This window comes from Tepidimonas sp. HKU78 (assembly GCF_049860815.1).
Taxonomy (GTDB): Bacteria; Pseudomonadota; Gammaproteobacteria; order Burkholderiales; family Burkholderiaceae_C; genus Tepidimonas.
In genome coordinates this window covers 2013602-2028219 of sequence record NZ_CP187547.1, presented here as the reverse complement: position 1 = coordinate 2028219, position 14618 = coordinate 2013602, and the positions used below count along the sequence as shown (strand labels likewise).

The window sequence follows — 14618 nt, the reverse complement described above, 5'->3', positions numbered from 1 at the left end:
CCATGATGGCGTTTCGATGGTGGGCCTTGGGAGTCGCGCTGCTGTACGGCGGCTGGGCGGCTGCGCGCGGCTGGGGCATCGCGGGTCTGGAGTGGGACGAAGCCGAGCAGGTGCTGCACGCGCAGCGCCTGCAGTGGGGATATGGCCCGCAGCCACCGTTGATGGAGTGGCTGGTCTGGGCGTTGCGGCAAATCGTGCCTGTCTCCCCCTTGGTCGCCTTGCTCGCGATCAAGGCGGCTTTGCTGTGGGGGCTTGCCGTTATCGCGGCATGGACGGTCGCACAAGCGGTGCGGGATGACCGCTGGGGTGTCGCCAGTGGGACGTGGTTGCTGACGTTGACCCCGTTGCTGTGGGATGGCCCGCGGTCACTGACCCACAGCCTGTTGGCAGCGACCGCCATCGGGGCGGTACTCGCGGCCGCTATGCCGCTGATGACACACCCCCTGCAGTCCATGTCGGCCCGCCGTTGGGTGGCCCTGGGGTTGGCCTGCTCGGCCGCCTTGCTGGCCAAGTACAACACGGTGCTCGTGTTGGCGGCGTTGATCGTGACGTGGATGGCGGTGCTGTGGCGCGCCACCGGCGGGTTTCGCAATAGTGCGCGACAGGGTTGGCAGCAGCATGGACGGGGCCTGGGGTGGATGGTGTTGGGGTTGATGCCCGTCGTGCCGCATGCGTTGTGGTTGTGGGGGCATCGAATGGACGTCGCGGCGGAGCTGCAGACGAAGATGCAGGGCGTCACCGGGCGCGAGTCCACCGCGTTGGAGGTGCTGATCGCATGGGCGGCGACGGCTGGGGTGTCCGTGCTGATCTGGGTGTTGACCCGGGCGATGACGGGCCGGCAACGGGTGGCCACGAATCCTGCCGCGAGCGGCGAGCCACCCGGCTGGCCCAGGCGTACGCTCGCCTACGGCGCGGCGATCGCCGTTCTCTTGCTGTTTTTGGTCGCATCGGGGGCCTTGCAAGACGTCCAGCAACGCTGGATCCTGCCCATGGCGGTACCGTTGCTCGTGTTGTTCGCGGTCGATCGCGGCCACCGGGATCGCGGCATGGCGCGCGCGTTGACCATCGGGTCGCTCGCGCTCGTGGTGTTGGGACTGGCCCTGTTGCTAGCGCGCCCTGTCGTGCTCGAACGCCTGGGGCGCCCGTCGTGGAGTCAGTTGCCGGCGCGCGACATCGCGCACTGGGCCGATTCGATGGCGGGGCCGCAGACGGTGGCGGTCGTGCAACCGATTCACGTGGCGGGTGCACTCGCCTTGCACACGTCGGCCGTGCGCTGGGTGGCGTATCCGGGTTCTTCAAAACTGGCCATTCCCACCGACGTGGACGCCTGTGACGTGCTTTGGGTGAGGGCCCGAGCCCCCAAACCCGGACCGGCCATCGCCACCGAACTCGGCTACCGCGCAGAAGGGGCGCTGCAGAGCTACCGCTGGCATGCCGCGTCATCGGCATCTAGTGGGGGTACGCTCTACGCCCAGCGCTGGGTGACCGATGCGCGGCCGTGCCCGTCCTTGCGCAGCGTGTACGATCGACTGCCATGAGCGATCGACCGCAGCCCCTTTTCATCACCTTCGAAGGCATCGACGGCGCCGGCAAATCGACCCACATCGCCACGCTGGCCGAGCGGCTGCGCCACCAGGGGCGTGCGGTGACGGTGACCCGCGAGCCCGGCGGCACCGCGCTGGCCGAGGCGCTGCGCGAGAACCTGCTGCGCACGTCCATGGATGCCCTGACCGAGGCGCTGCTGGTGTTTGCCGCCCGGCGCGACCACCTGCGGCACGTCATCGAGCCGGCGCTGGCGGCGGGGCAGGTGGTGCTGTGCGACCGCTTCACGGACGCCACGTTTGCCTACCAAGGGTACGGACGGGGCTTCGATCTCGACGTGTTGCGCACCCTCGAGCGCTGGGTGCAGTCGGGCCCGGCCGGCTGGCGACAGCCCGATCTGACCTTGTGGTTCGACGTGCCGCCCGAGGTGGCGGCAGCGCGACTGGCGCAGGCGAGGGCACCCGACCGGTTCGAGGCGCAGCCGCAGGCGTTCTTCGAGCGCGTGGCGGCCGGTTACGCCACGCGCGCAGCCGAGGCGCCACAGCGGATCGTTCGCATCGACGCGCGGGCAGAGGTGTCCGCTGTCTGGCAACAGGTGGAGGCCGCCTGTCGCGCGCGGGGGGTGCTGCCATGACGCTTGCGCCGTGGCTGCAGCGCCAACAGCGGTCGTTGCTCGCGCTGCGGGGACACGCCGTGTTGCTGGCCGGCCCGGCGGGGCTGGGTCAGTTCGAACTGGCGCTGGCGCTGGCGCGCGCCTGGCTGTGCGAGCGGCCGAACGAGCAGGGCGCCTGCGACAGCTGTCCGTCGTGCCACGCAATCGACGTGCGCACCCATGCCGACTTGTTCGCGCTGATGCCGGAGCAACAGGCGATCGAACTGGGCTGGCCGCTCGATCCGCTCACGCAGGAGCGCATCGAGCGCAAGGAGATCAAACCCAGCCGCCAGATTCGAGTCGAGGCGACGCGCGCAGCGGTGGCGTTCACCCAGGTCACCCATGCGCGCGAGCCCGGCAAAGTGGTGCTGATCCATCCGGCCGAAGCCCTCAATCCCGAGTCGGCCAACACGTTGCTCAAGACCCTGGAAGAACCGCCGGGCCGGGTGCGCTTCGTGCTGGCCACCGAAGCCGCCCATCAATTGCTGCCCACCATCCGCAGCCGCTGCCTAACGCATGCCATGCGCTGGCCCGACGAGCACGAGGGCCGGGCGTGGCTGAGCCGGGTGGCGGCGACCGACTACCCGGCGTTGGGCGAGGACGACTGGGCTGCCTGCTGGCGGGCGGCAGGGGCGCGCCCGCAAGAAGCGCTGAACTGGGCCAGCCTGGGCCTGACGGCGCGCTTGTGGGCGGAATTACCGCAGCGGCTGGCGCACGGGGACTGGACACCGATCGCCGACTGGCCGCTGGCGCGCCAGTTACAAGTGGCGATGATGCTGTGCCACGACGCCATGGCGCAGGCAGCGGGGGCTGCGCCGCGCTACTTTGCGGCCGATGCGCTGCCCACGGCACCCCCGCAGCGCTTGGGCGGTTTGTGGCGGGCCTTGCAGCAGGCCCGGCGCACCGTGGAGCACCCGGTTCAGGCGGGGCTGTGGACCGAAGCCTGGGCACAACGCATGCGCACGGCCTTTGCGAGCGCGCGGCCGTCACGGGCGGCCGCGGCGCTACACTCGCGGGCATGAGCACGGGCCCGTCTGCGGGGGATGCGGCCAACCATCCGCGTCCCACCGTCATCCAACTGTCGATCAAGGAAAAAGGCGCGCTCTACGCCGCCTACATCCCGCTGTTTGCCGAGGGCGGCATCTTCGTGCCGTCCACGCGGGAGTATGCCTTGGGCCAAGACGTGTACGTGCTGCTGACGCTGCCCGATGATCCGCAGCGGTACCCGGTCGCGGGCAAGGTCGCGTGGATCACGCCCGCTGGCGCCACTGGCTCGCGCACGCAGGGCATCGGGGTGCGATTTCCGGCCGATGACAAATCGCGCGCGCTCAAAGCCCGGATCGAGGAAATCCTGGGCTCACACCTGGCCTCGGATCGCCCGACACAAACGATTTGACGATGCTGGCGCTGGGCCCAGCATGCCACACGAACCGACCTCATGTATACCGATTCCCATTGTCACCTCGACTTTCCGGAGCTGCAGCAAAACGTCGCGGAGGTGTTGGCCGCGATGCGAGCCGCCCGCGTCGATCGCGCGCTGTGTATCTGCACCACGCTGGAAGGGTTCGATGCGGTGCACCGCTTGGCCCTGCAAGGCGCGCAGCCCACGCCGCCGTGGTTGTGGGCGACGGTGGGCGTGCACCCGGACAACGAAGGCGTGCGCGAGCCTACGGTGGCCGATTTGACCGAGCGCGCGGCGCTCGCGCGCGTCGTGGCCATTGGCGAGACCGGGCTCGATTACTACCGCCTGGGCGAGCGCACCGTGGCCGACATGGAGTGGCAGCGGCAGCGCTTTCGCGTCCACATCCGCGCGGCGCGGCAGACGGGCTTGCCGCTCGTGATCCACACCCGCAGCGCGTCTGACGACACGCTCGCCATCCTGCGCGAGGAGGGGGGATTCACCTCGGCCGCGGCCGGGGATGGTCGTGGCAGCGTCACGGGCGTGTTTCATTGCTTCACCGAGACGCGCGAGGTCGCGCGCGCGGCGCTCGACATGGGTTTTTATATTTCGTTTTCGGGGATTCTGACGTTCAAGAACGCGGCAGACCTGCGCGATGTCGCTCGCTACGTGCCGCTGGAGCGCTGCTTGATCGAAACCGACAGCCCTTATCTGGCGCCGGTGCCGCACCGGGGCAAGACCAATACCCCCGCGTTCGTGCCGCTGGTGGCCGCCCAGTTGGCCGAGCTCAAAGGCGTACCGGTGGAAGCGGTTGCGGCCGCGACGAGCGACAACTTCGAGCGGCTTTTTCTGCAGCCGGTGTCGACGCCGATCATCGAGCAAAGCTCAGACGCGACATGAAAAACGTCACGCAATGGCTTGTCGTAACGGTGCTTTCCGTATACTGCGGATTGGCATTCGGGCAGCGCTCGTACGACCAGTTCATCACCGCCGTGGTGCGCGACGATGTGGCCACCGTGCGGCAGCTGCACGCGCGCGGGTTCGACCTCGACACCCCCGACCCCGACCTGAATCCGGCCCTGGTGTTGGCGCTGCAGCGTGATGCGCTGGCCGTGGCCCGCTACTTGGTCGATCAACCCAGCGTCAATATCGAAGCGCTCAACGCGGCTGGCGAAAATGCCCTGATGATGGCAGCACTGCGAGATCACTTGGACATTGTGCAACGTTTGCTCGCGCGCGGCGCACAGGTCAACCGCCCGGGTTGGGCGCCCCTGCACTATGCCGCTGCCAACAAGGGGGCGCACGCGCTGGCCATCACGCGCCTGCTGTTGGAGCACCACGCCTACATCGATGCCGAGTCGCCCAACCGCACGACCCCTCTTATGATGGCGGCCCGCTACGGCCGCGAGGAAGTGGTGCGCCTATTGCTGGACGAGGGGGCGGACCCGACGTTGCGCAACCAGCAAGGGCTGGATGCGATGGACTTTGCCCGCCAGGTCGGACGCCAAACCGTGGTGGATATGATCGCGGCCTCCATTCGCGCCCGCCAGCCGCGCGGGCAATGGTGAACGACCAGAACCAGGTTTGACCGAACGAGGATGCGAGATGACCAATCCGCAACAGGCAACGAGACGTGATGCCCACGATCTGCTGGGCGGGCTGCTGATGGCCATCCTGGGCTTTGCGGCGGCATGGTACGCCCACGGCCACTATGAGCTGGGTACCCCCCGCAACATGGGGCCGGGGTTTTTTCCGTTTTGGCTTGGGCTTTTGCTGGGCGTGTTAGGCGTGCTCATTGCGCTGCCGGCGCTGGTGCGCCCCGGTGTGCGCATCGCCGTGGCATGGCGTACGCTGGCGTGTGTCATCGGCTCTCTTGTGCTGTTTGCCGCGGCGCTCAAGCCCGCGGGCCTGGTCTTGGCCACGGCGGCTTCCGTGCTGCTGGCGTCGCTCGCCGATCGCAGCATGGCGTGGCGCACGCGCCTGATCGCCGCTGCCGTCATCGCGGCCTTGTGCTGGCTGGTCTTCAGCCTGGCGCTGGGCATGGTGCTGCCAGTCTGGCCGTGGAGCGCCTGATAGCGGACATCGAGGACACCCAACCATGGATATCGCACAAGGACTCTGGCTCGGGCTGCAGCAAGCCATGCAGCCGATGATGCTGCTGTATTGCTTCATCGGCGTCTTCATCGGTACCCTGATCGGTGTGCTGCCCGGCATCGGGGCGATGGCCACGATCTCGCTGCTGCTGCCAGTCACCTATCACATTCCCCCGACCGCGGCCATCATCATGCTGGCCGGGGTCTACTATGGCGCGCAGTACGGGGGCTCCACCGCATCCATCCTGCTCAATCTACCGGGTACTCCGTCCTCGGCGGTGACTTGTCTGGACGGATATCCGATGTCGAAACAGGGTAGGGCGGGCGTCGCGCTTTTCATGACGACCTTCGCGTCTTTCGTGGGCTCGATGTTGGGCATCGTGATACTGGCCGGTTTTGCACCGGCCATCGCCGAGATTGGACTGAAGTTTGGTCCGGCGGAGTATTTCGCGATGATGCTGCTGGGCCTGATCGCGGCGTCCACGCTGGCGTCGGGATCGCCCGTCAAGGGCTTGGCCATGGTCGTGCTCGGGCTGTTGCTGGGCACGGTGGGCACCGATGTCAACTCGGGGCAGGCGCGCTACGACTTCGGCATCCCCGAGCTGATGGATGGCATCAACATCGTGGCATTGGCGATGGGGCTGTTTGGTATCGCCGAAGTGGTGAGCTCCGTCAACCAGCCGCGCGAGGGCCAGATCAACGACCGCATCACGTGGCGCTCGATGTTGCCAACCCCGGCCGACTGGAAGGCGTCGATCATGCCCATGCTGCGCGGCACCGGTATCGGCAGTTTTTTCGGGGCGCTGCCCGGCACGGGTGCGTCGATCGCGTCGTTCATGGCCTATGCCACCGAAAAGAAGCTGGCGCGCGACCCGTCGCGCTTTGGCAAAGGCGCCATCGAAGGGGTGACCGCCCCTGAGGCCGCCAACAACGCCGCTGCACAGACGGCGTTCGTGCCCACGCTGTCGCTGGGCATCCCGGGCGACGCCGTCATGGCGCTGATGCTAGGCGCCCTCATCATCCACGGCATCCAGCCCGGGCCGCTGCTCATGACGAACCAGCCCGACCTGTTCTGGGGTCTGATCGTGAGCTTTGGCATCGGCAACCTCATGCTGATGATCCTGAATCTGCCGCTGGTGGGCATGTGGGTGGCGATCCTGCGCATTCCGTATAGCGTGCTATATCCGGCCATCCTCGTTTTCATCGCGCTGGGCACCTACAGCGTCAACAACAACGTGTTCGACATCTACATGGTGGCGATCATCGGGCTGCTGGGCTATGCGCTGGCCGTGCTGCGCTTCGAAGCGGCGCCGCTGATGCTCGGCTTCGTGCTCGGGCCGTTGATGGAGGAAAACCTGCGACGTGCGTTGCTGCTGTCACGCGGCGACGCGATGGTCTTCATCGAGCGCCCGATCAGCTTGGGCTTCATGCTGGCCTGTGGCGCGCTGCTGGCCTGGTCGCTGTGGGGTGCGCTGCGCCAGGCGCTGCGGGCGCGTGAGCGCGCCCGGGAATCGTGATTCAAAAGTTCTACAATTTGTATTATGTTAAGTCATCAGTCAGGGAGCTCCGCGGGTAAACCATAGCCGGCCTTCACTCTTGGTAGCCCCTACAATGCTCGGTATGTTCAACTACCCTGGTGACATCTTCATGAACCGTCGTCACGTTCTGCACGCCATTGGGCTTGCCGCAGCCTTGGCCACGGGTACTGTCCAGGCCCAGAGCAACGAGCTCAAGGTCGCCATCGATCCCACCTACGAGCCCTTCACCTACAAAACCCCCGATGGCAAGCCCACGGGCTTCGACGTCGACATCGCCGAAGCCATCTGCGCCAAGCTCAACCGCAAGTGCGTCTATGTCGAGCAGGTGTGGGACGGCATGATCCCCGGTCTGATGGCGCGCAAGTACGACGTCATCATCAGCTCGATGTCGATCACCGACGAGCGCAAAAAGGTGGTCGACTTCTCGGACAAGTATTACAACACCCCCAGCGGCATCGTCGTCAAGGAAGGCACGCCTTACAGCGGTCCCGCGTCGCTCAAGGGCAAGAAAATCGGTGTGCTCAAGGGCAGCACGCAAGAGAAATACGCCATGGGCGAGCTCAAACCCGCCGGTGTGCAGGTCATCCCCTACGAGGCTCAAGACCAGGTCTACCTCGACATCAAAGCCGGACGCCTGGATGGCACGGTCGCCGACAAGGTCGAGGTACAGGGTGGCTTCCTGCGCAAACCCGAGGGCAAGGGCTACGGCTTCGTTGGTCCCGAGCTGTACGATCCGAAATACTTCGGCTATGGGGCCGGTGTGGCGATGCGCAAGGGCCAAGACAAGCTCAAGGCCGATATCAATGCCGCGATCAAGGCGATCCGCGCCGACGGTACCTATGACAAGATCGCCAAGAAATACTTCGACTTCGATCCGTACGGCAAATAATCGAACGGAGTGAAGGGCGCGTCGCCCGGTGTCGAACCGGTGCGGCGCGTTTTTCGTTGCACCGATGCTCGACTATATTCCTCGCATCTTGGAGGGGGCGCTGCTCACCGTGGCGGTGTCTCTGTTGTCCCTGGCTGTCTCGATCGTTTTGGGGTTGCTGGGGGCGTCGGCCAAATTGTCTGGACATCCTGTTCTCTCGGCGTTGGCCACGGTGTACACCACTGTGGTGCGTGGCGTCCCAGAACTGGTGCTGATGCTGCTCGTTTTCTACGGCGGCACCATCGGCCTGACGCATTTGCTCGAGACGCTGGGCCACACTGAAGCCGTCGACATCAACCCCTTCGTCGCGGGCGTGGGCACCATCGGCTTCATCTATGGCGCATACATGACGGAAACCTTTCGCGGCGCGATGCTGGCGATTCCACGTGGCCAAATGGAGGCCGCGTGGGCATTCGGCATGGGGCGGCTGCAAACATTTTTCCGCATCACGCTGCCGCAAATGGTGCGCTACGCCCTGCCCGGCTTCACCAACAATTGGCTGGTGCTCATCAAGAGCACGGCATTGGTCAGCCTCATCGGTCTGCAAGACATGACGTATTTGGCCAAGCAGGCCTCAGCTGCGACGCGTGAGCCGATCTTTTTCTTCGTGTTCGTGGCTGCACTGTTTTTGGTGTACACGTCGGCGTCGCTGTGGGTGCTGCGGCGGCTCGATGAACGGTTCAGCCTCGGGGTGCGCCGCGCCACCTCGTGGCAGAGCTGATTTGGCCGAAAGATCCCGCCGTGAATTGGTCCGTCATTTTCGAGCCCGCCCAGCTCCAGCTTTACGCTGAAGGGCTGCTCACGACCCTGAAGCTGTTGCTGTCGTCGTTGGCGGTGGGTGGGGTGCTGGCGCTGTTTCTGGCGCTGGCGCTCAATAGCCGCTATCGCTGGTTGCGCTGGCTGGTGGGCAGCTACACCTACGTGATCCGCGGCACGCCGTTGTTGATCCAGGTCTATCTGATTTACTACGGCATCGCCCAACTGGAATGGGTACAGGCGCGTTGGGATGCCGTCTGGCCGTGGACCTGGTTCAAGGACGCGTTTTTCTGTGCCCTGCTGGCGTTTGCGCTCAACACCGCTGGCTACACCGCCGAGATGCTGGCCGGCGCCATCCGCGAAACCCCCGCCGGCGAAATCGAGGCCGCACGTGCCATGGGCATGTCGCCGCGGCAGGTGCTCTGGCGCATCGTCATGCCCAGCGCCCTGCGGCGAACGCTACCCGCGTACAGCAATGAAGTCGTCATGATGCTGCACAGCACCAGCTTGGCGAGTACGGTACCGGCGATGCTGGACCTGACGGCGGCGGCCAGCCGCGTGTATTCCGATTTTTATTTGCCGTTCGAGGCCTACCTGTTCGCGGCGGCCATCTATCTCTCGATCACTTTCATGCTGGTGGGCTTGTTCAAGTGGGCCGAACGACGCTTTTTGGCCCATTTGGCGCCCCGCCGAACCTGAATGGACGCCCGTCACCATACCCTGCCCTGCACCAGCCTCGGTAGCACGCGCACGCTGACCAGCCTGCATTACGGCGTGGCAGCAGCGCGCCCCAAGGTGTATATCCAGGCCAGCCTGCATGCGGATGAGCTGCCAGGGATGCTGGTCGCGCACCACTTGCGTGAGCGCCTGACGAAGGCTGAGCGATCCGGGCAGGTGTTGGGGCAGGTGGTGCTGGTGCCGGTGGCCAACCCGATCGGGCTGGCCCAGCGCATCGATCACCGGCCCATGGGGCGGTTCGAGCTCAACACCTCCGAGAATTTCAACCGGTCCTACCCCGATCTGGCGCAAGTGGCGTTCGAGCGAGTGGGTCGCGAGCTGGGCTCGGACCTCGACAAGAACGTGGCCATGGTGCGCGCTGCGGTGCTCGATTGGTTGTCCGAGCAGACGCCGCTGACCGAACTCGAAGGCTTGCGGCTGACGCTGTATCGCCTGGCGGCCGATGCCGACGTCGTGCTCGATTTGCACTGCGACGCCGAGGCCGTGCTGCACCTGTACAGCGAAACCGCGTGCTGGCCGGCGCTCGAACCACTGGCCTGCTGGCTGGGCGCGCAGACCGTGCTGGTGGCCGACTACGGAGCGGGTGGCCAGCCGTTCGACGAGCAGCTCTCCGGGCTGTGGTCACAGTTGGCGGCGCGGTTAGCGGCGCACGGCATCGAGGTGCCGTTGCCGCAGGCTTGCGCCAGCGCGACGGTCGAGCTGCGCGGCGAAGCGGACGTCGGCCACGCCTGGGCCGAGCGCGACGCCGACGCCATCTGGCGCTACCTGCAGCATCTCGGCATCATCGCGGGTGACCCCGGCCCGGTTCCCGAGCCTCGCTTCGTCCCCACGCCGCTGGCGGGATCGGAGCCTCTCAAGGCCCCCTGCCCCGGCGTGATCGCTTTCCATGCCGACGTGGGGGCGGTGCTGCCCCCCGACGCGCTGGTCGCCGAGATCATTGACCCCCTCTCTGGCCATACGGTCCCCTTGCGTACCGCGCAGGGTGGCGTACTGTACGCCCGTACGCGAGAACGCTACGCCCCCGCCGGTTTGACGGTGGCCAAAGTGGCGGGCCACCGGCCGGTGCGCACCGGCAATCTGTTGTCCGAGTGATGCGACGACCCACGATCGAACGATTTCCATGAGCAACGCCCCCATCAAACTCCAGGTCGAAGATATCCACAAGCGCTATGGCAGCCACGAGGTGCTCAAAGGGGTGTCGCTGACGGCGCGCGCCGGCGACGTCATCAGCATCATTGGCAGCTCCGGGTCTGGCAAGAGCACCTTTTTGCGCTGCATCAACCTGCTGGAAAAGCCCCATGCGGGGCGCATCGTCGTCGCGGGCGAGGAGCTACGCCTCAAGCCCGCGGCGGACGGCGAGTTACAGGCGGCCGATCCTGTCCAACTGCAGCGGCTGCGTACCCGGCTGGCCATGGTGTTCCAGAACTTCAACCTCTGGAGTCACATGACCGTGCTGCAAAACATCATCGAGGTGCCGGTGCATGTGCTCAAGGTGCCGCGCGATCAGGCGGTGGCCAACGCGCGCAAGTATCTCGAGCGGGTGGGTCTCAACGGCGTGGAAGACCGCTATCCCGCGCACATGAGCGGCGGGCAGCAGCAGCGTGTGGCCATTGCCCGGGCGCTGGCGGTCGAACCTGAGGTGATGCTGTTCGACGAACCCACCAGCGCGCTCGACCCGGAGCTGGTGCAAGAGGTGCTGCGCGTGATGCAGGGCCTGGCCGAGGAGCACCGCACCATGGTCGTCGTGACGCACGAAATGGGCTTTGCGCGTGAGGTCTCCAACCACGTCGTCTTTTTGCACCAAGGGCGCATCGAAGAGGAAGGCGACCCCAAGCAGGTGTTGACCTCGCCGCGCAGTGAGCGGCTGCAGCAGTTCCTCAGCGGCAACTTGAAATGACGCGAGACCTTGGGATGGGATCTGAGGGTTGCGTTCCTGATCCTTCCCGCTGCCCCCGATGCGGCCAGCCCAACGGCTGTGCAATGGTGCGGGAACGCACAAGCGGTGAGCCGCAGCCGCCCTGCTGGTGCACCCGCGCCACCTTCAGCGCCGAGCTGCTCGCGCGCATTCCCGCCGCCGCGCGCGGCAAGGCTTGTGTCTGTGCCGCGTGTGTCGGCACCGCAATGTCTGGCGCCGACGGCGAGCGCCGGGGATGAGGGGCGCGCGCCACGGGATGACTCATAAAAAGCGGTCGAGCAACCGCCGGCTGTGCCGGTCCAGCTCCTGCGGGCGGCGAATCAGATACTGCACCCCATGGCTGTCCTGGATCAGCAAGACGTCGCGGGACAGTCGTCGGATATCCTCTTCGCCTTTGAGCACAAAGCGCGTCACGCCGCGGTCGGTCTGCACGGTCCAGGTGCTCGGGGTGGCAAAGCTGCTGACCTCCAGCAGCCGCTGGATGACGGGGGTGAATTCGCGCTCTTGGAGTGCTTGCTCGACGAGCGCTCGCGTCGCCGCATCGAGCGTGTCCAGGCTGTCGATGAAGGCCACCTCACGGCCGTCGGGGCCCATGAGCGCAATGTGGTGCCGCGGCGCTTGAATCGGAAACGCCCGCACGGCGACCACGCCGCTGACCCATTGGCCGCTGGGGTCGCGCCATTCCAGCCGGCCGGCGGCATTGCGCCGCAATACGGGCTGGCTCGTTGGGGATGGGGTCGTCGTCATGGGTTTACTCCCGCAGCCAGTCGCGTTCGGCTTCCGCCTGGCGCGCCTGCGCCTGGTACAGCCGCCAATAGGCCCCCTGGCGCGCCATCAGCTCGTCGTGGGTGCCCTCTTCCACTTTGCGGCCCTTGTCCATCACCACCAACCGATCGGCGCGGCGCAGGGTGGACAGGCGGTGCGCGATGGCGATCGTCGTGCGCCCGCGCACCAAATTGTCCAGCGCCTTCTGGATTTCTTTTTCGGTCTCGGTGTCCACGCTAGAGGTGGCTTCGTCCAGAATCAGAATGCGCGGGTCGATCAGCAGTGCGCGCGCGATGCTGATGCGCTGGCGCTCGCCGCCCGACAGGCCTTGCCCGCGCTCGCCCACGAGTGAGTCATAGCCTTGGGGCAAGCGCAAAATGAACTCGTGCGCATGGGCAGCGCGGGCGGCGGCGATGATCTCCTCGCGTGTGGCGTCGGGCTTGCCGTAGGCGATGTTTTCCGCGATCGTGCCAAAGAACAAGAACGGCTCTTGCAGCACCAGCCCGATGTGGCGCCGATAGTCCGCCACGCGCAACTGCCGGATGTCCACGCCATCGACCAGGATTTGCCCTTCGGCCACGTCGTAGAAGCGGCAGATGAGGTTCACCAACGTACTCTTGCCCGAGCCGCTGTGGCCGACCAGGCCGATCATCTCGCCCGGCCGCACCTCCAGGTCGAGCCCCTGGATGACGGCGCGGTTGCCATAGCGAAAGCCGACCCCGCGCAGCTCGATGCGCCCCTGCACCGACGGCAGCGACACCGGCTGGGCCGGTTCGGGCACACTCGAGACGTGATCCAAGATGTCGAAGATGCGCTTGGCGCCCGCCGCCGCTTTTTGCGTGACCGAGACGATGCGGCTCATCGAGTCGAGCCGCGTGTAAAAACGCCCGATGTAGGCCAGAAACGCCGTCAGTACCCCCACCGTCACCGAACCCCGCGCCACCAGCCAGATGCCAAAGCCCCACACCACCAGCAGGCCGATCTCGGTCAGCAGCGACACTGTGGGTGAAAACAGCGACCACAGCCGGTTGAGCCGGTCGTTGACCTCCAGGTTGTGCCGGTTGGCGTCGCGAAAGCGTTGTGCCTCGCGCCCCTCCTGGGCAAAGGCTTTGACGACACGGATGCCCGGAATCGTGTCGGCCAGCACATTGGTGACCTCGGCCCAGACGCGGTCGATCTTCTCGAAGCCGGTGCGCAGCCGGTCACGCACGACATGAATGAGCCAGCCGATCAGCGGCAGCGGCAGCAGCGTGGCCAGCGCCAGTGTGGGGCTGATGGAAAACAAAATCACCGCCGTCATCGCGATCATGATCACGTCGGTGGCGAAGTCCAGCAGGTGCAGGGACAGAAAGATGTTGATGCGATCCGTCTCCGAGCCGATGCGCGCCATCAGGTCACCGGTGCGGCGGTTGCCGAAGTACTCCAGCGACAGGCCCAGCAGGTGCTCGTAGGTCGTGGTGCGCAGATCGGCACCGATGCGCTCCGATACCAGCGCCAGGATATACGTCTTGGCCCAACCCAGCCCCCACGCCAGCAGCGAGGCGGCCAGCAGCCCGCTCAGCAGCCAAGCGACCAAAGTCCAGTCGACCGGCGTGCCGTTTTGGTATGGAATCAGCACGTCGTCCATCAACGGGATGGTCAGGTACGGCGCCACCAAACTGGCCGCCGTGGACGCCAGCGTGAGCAGAAAGCCCGCCAGCAGCTGCCAGCGATAGGGGCGCGCAAAGCGCCACAAGCGCAACAGCGTCCGCGTCGACGGCGGTGTGTGTACCACCTGCGCACACACCGCGCACTCGTCGTCCTCCGGCTCCATCGGCGCGTGGCACACCGGGCAGTGCAGCGCGGCGGGAGCCATCGGGGGTGTCGCGCCCTCTGGGCTGTCGCGCAGCGCCTCGAAGCGCTCGATCAGGCGTTGCGCTGCCAGCTGCCGCCCCAGGGTGTAGCGCCACACCGCCAGCCGCTGCGGCTCATCGCCCGCCCTCCCCTCACGCATCAGCTCCAGCGTGGCCACGCCGTTGTGGTCGTGGCTCCACAGGGACAGACCGGGCTCTATCGACCAGCTTTGAACCGCTGCCTGTGGCGTTGCCACCCAGCACAATTGACGCCCTGCAATCCACAGCAGCCCTTCACGAAAACGCAGCTGCTCATCAAGGTCGGTCAACAACCAGACGGTATGGTCCTCGCCCCTACCCGCGGTGGCCCTCACGGCTTCGCGCCAGACGGCAGGCAGCCCTGACAACCCGGGCACAGGTGGACTCGGATACGACATGTTGCAATTTCGTTTCGAAGCTG

At 66.1% G+C, this 14618-nt stretch carries 16 protein-coding genes; 14 read left to right on the top strand and 2 right to left on the bottom strand.

Annotation, left to right across the window (positions count from 1 at the left end):
* Window positions 1–2 precede the first annotated feature (2 nt).
* From ACPYIS_RS10115 to ACPYIS_RS10050, 14 genes are all read left to right on the top strand, one after another.
* Window positions 3–1538: a hypothetical protein gene (locus ACPYIS_RS10115; RefSeq protein ID WP_425973541.1), complete on the top strand. Its 1536-nt coding sequence runs from the start codon at window positions 3–5 to the stop codon at window positions 1536–1538.
* Window positions 1535–2176 (top strand): dTMP kinase, encoded by a 642-nt coding sequence (gene tmk / locus ACPYIS_RS10110; RefSeq protein ID WP_425973539.1) that lies wholly within the window; start codon window positions 1535–1537, stop codon window positions 2174–2176. The genes ACPYIS_RS10115 and tmk overlap by 4 nt, the downstream gene beginning before the upstream one ends.
* On the top strand, window positions 2173–3216 hold the full coding sequence (locus tag ACPYIS_RS10105; RefSeq protein ID WP_425973537.1) for a DNA polymerase III subunit delta': 1044 nt from the start codon (window positions 2173–2175) through the stop codon (window positions 3214–3216). The genes tmk and ACPYIS_RS10105 overlap by 4 nt, the downstream gene beginning before the upstream one ends.
* On the top strand, window positions 3213–3590 hold the full coding sequence (locus ACPYIS_RS10100; RefSeq protein WP_424859270.1) for a PilZ domain-containing protein: 378 nt from the start codon (window positions 3213–3215) through the stop codon (window positions 3588–3590). The genes ACPYIS_RS10105 and ACPYIS_RS10100 overlap by 4 nt, the downstream gene beginning before the upstream one ends.
* Before the next feature lie 42 nt (window positions 3591–3632).
* Window positions 3633–4493 carry a TatD family hydrolase gene (locus ACPYIS_RS10095; RefSeq protein WP_424859271.1) on the top strand — a complete coding sequence of 287 codons (861 nt, stop codon included), beginning with the start codon at window positions 3633–3635 and terminating at the stop codon, window positions 4491–4493.
* Window positions 4490–5161, top strand: a complete 672-nt coding sequence (locus ACPYIS_RS10090; protein WP_424859272.1) for an ankyrin repeat domain-containing protein — start codon at window positions 4490–4492, stop codon at window positions 5159–5161. The genes ACPYIS_RS10095 and ACPYIS_RS10090 overlap by 4 nt, the downstream gene beginning before the upstream one ends.
* 37 nt (window positions 5162–5198) lie before the next feature.
* Window positions 5199–5666, top strand: coding sequence for a tripartite tricarboxylate transporter TctB family protein (locus ACPYIS_RS10085; RefSeq protein WP_424859273.1), 468 nt, complete (start codon window positions 5199–5201; stop codon window positions 5664–5666).
* A 25-nt stretch (window positions 5667–5691) separates the two neighbouring features.
* Window positions 5692–7203, top strand: coding sequence for a tripartite tricarboxylate transporter permease (locus ACPYIS_RS10080; protein WP_424859274.1), 1512 nt, complete (start codon window positions 5692–5694; stop codon window positions 7201–7203).
* 103 nt (window positions 7204–7306) lie between these two features.
* On the top strand, window positions 7307–8113 hold the full coding sequence (locus ACPYIS_RS10075) for an ABC transporter substrate-binding protein (RefSeq protein ID WP_424859275.1): 807 nt from the start codon (window positions 7307–7309) through the stop codon (window positions 8111–8113).
* 64 nt (window positions 8114–8177) lie between these two features.
* Entirely contained in the window at window positions 8178–8873 is a 696-nt protein-coding gene (locus ACPYIS_RS10070; protein ID WP_424859276.1) for an ABC transporter permease, read from the top strand.
* A 20-nt stretch (window positions 8874–8893) separates the two neighbouring features.
* Window positions 8894–9607 (top strand): ABC transporter permease, encoded by a 714-nt coding sequence (locus ACPYIS_RS10065; RefSeq protein ID WP_424859277.1) that lies wholly within the window; start codon window positions 8894–8896, stop codon window positions 9605–9607.
* Window positions 9608–10738 carry a succinylglutamate desuccinylase gene (locus ACPYIS_RS10060; RefSeq protein WP_424859278.1) on the top strand — a complete coding sequence of 377 codons (1131 nt, stop codon included), beginning with the start codon at window positions 9608–9610 and terminating at the stop codon, window positions 10736–10738.
* Window positions 10739–10766: 28 nt separating this feature from the next.
* Window positions 10767–11543, top strand: coding sequence for an ABC transporter ATP-binding protein (locus tag ACPYIS_RS10055; RefSeq protein ID WP_424859279.1), 777 nt, complete (start codon window positions 10767–10769; stop codon window positions 11541–11543).
* Window positions 11540–11800 carry a cysteine-rich CWC family protein gene (locus ACPYIS_RS10050; protein ID WP_424894624.1) on the top strand — a complete coding sequence of 87 codons (261 nt, stop codon included), beginning with the start codon at window positions 11540–11542 and terminating at the stop codon, window positions 11798–11800. Before ACPYIS_RS10055 ends, ACPYIS_RS10050 begins: the two co-directional genes overlap by 4 nt.
* 22 nt (window positions 11801–11822) lie before the next feature.
* Here ACPYIS_RS10050 and ACPYIS_RS10045 read toward each other — a convergent pair whose 3' ends face one another.
* Together ACPYIS_RS10045 and ACPYIS_RS10040 are read right to left on the bottom strand one after the other, a co-directional pair.
* Window positions 11823–12308 (bottom strand): DUF1854 domain-containing protein, encoded by a 486-nt coding sequence (locus tag ACPYIS_RS10045; RefSeq protein ID WP_424859280.1) that lies wholly within the window; start codon window positions 12306–12308, stop codon window positions 11823–11825.
* 4 nt (window positions 12309–12312) lie between these two features.
* Window positions 12313–14595, bottom strand: coding sequence for an ABC transporter ATP-binding protein (locus ACPYIS_RS10040; protein ID WP_299018628.1), 2283 nt, complete (start codon window positions 14593–14595; stop codon window positions 12313–12315).
* Between the last annotated feature and the right edge of the window lie 23 nt (window positions 14596–14618).

Bases quoted from the DNA above. Each gene is read 5' to 3' on its own strand.
- ACPYIS_RS10100 (WP_424859270.1), top strand. From the start codon at position 3,213: ATGAGCACGGGCCCGTCTGCGGGGGATGCGGCCAACCATCCGCGTCCC.
- ACPYIS_RS10080 (WP_424859274.1), top strand. From the start codon at position 5,692: ATGGATATCGCACAAGGACTCTGGCTCGGGCTGCAGCAAGCCATGCAG.
- ACPYIS_RS10055 (WP_424859279.1), top strand. From the start codon at position 10,767: ATGAGCAACGCCCCCATCAAACTCCAGGTCGAAGATATCCACAAGCGC.
- ACPYIS_RS10060 (WP_424859278.1), top strand. From the start codon at position 9,608: ATGGACGCCCGTCACCATACCCTGCCCTGCACCAGCCTCGGTAGCACG.
- ACPYIS_RS10085 (WP_424859273.1), top strand. From the start codon at position 5,199: ATGACCAATCCGCAACAGGCAACGAGACGTGATGCCCACGATCTGCTG.
- ACPYIS_RS10050 (WP_424894624.1), top strand. From the start codon at position 11,540: ATGACGCGAGACCTTGGGATGGGATCTGAGGGTTGCGTTCCTGATCCT.
- ACPYIS_RS10070 (WP_424859276.1), top strand. From the start codon at position 8,178: ATGCTCGACTATATTCCTCGCATCTTGGAGGGGGCGCTGCTCACCGTG.
- ACPYIS_RS10040 (WP_299018628.1), bottom strand. From the start codon at position 14,595: ATGTCGTATCCGAGTCCACCTGTGCCCGGGTTGTCAGGGCTGCCTGCC.
- ACPYIS_RS10105 (WP_425973537.1), top strand. From the start codon at position 2,173: ATGACGCTTGCGCCGTGGCTGCAGCGCCAACAGCGGTCGTTGCTCGCG.
- ACPYIS_RS10075 (WP_424859275.1), top strand. From the start codon at position 7,307: ATGTTCAACTACCCTGGTGACATCTTCATGAACCGTCGTCACGTTCTG.
- ACPYIS_RS10115 (WP_425973541.1), top strand. From the start codon at position 3: ATGATGGCGTTTCGATGGTGGGCCTTGGGAGTCGCGCTGCTGTACGGC.
- ACPYIS_RS10095 (WP_424859271.1), top strand. From the start codon at position 3,633: ATGTATACCGATTCCCATTGTCACCTCGACTTTCCGGAGCTGCAGCAA.
- tmk (WP_425973539.1), top strand. From the start codon at position 1,535: ATGAGCGATCGACCGCAGCCCCTTTTCATCACCTTCGAAGGCATCGAC.
- ACPYIS_RS10090 (WP_424859272.1), top strand. From the start codon at position 4,490: ATGAAAAACGTCACGCAATGGCTTGTCGTAACGGTGCTTTCCGTATAC.
- ACPYIS_RS10045 (WP_424859280.1), bottom strand. From the start codon at position 12,308: ATGACGACGACCCCATCCCCAACGAGCCAGCCCGTATTGCGGCGCAAT.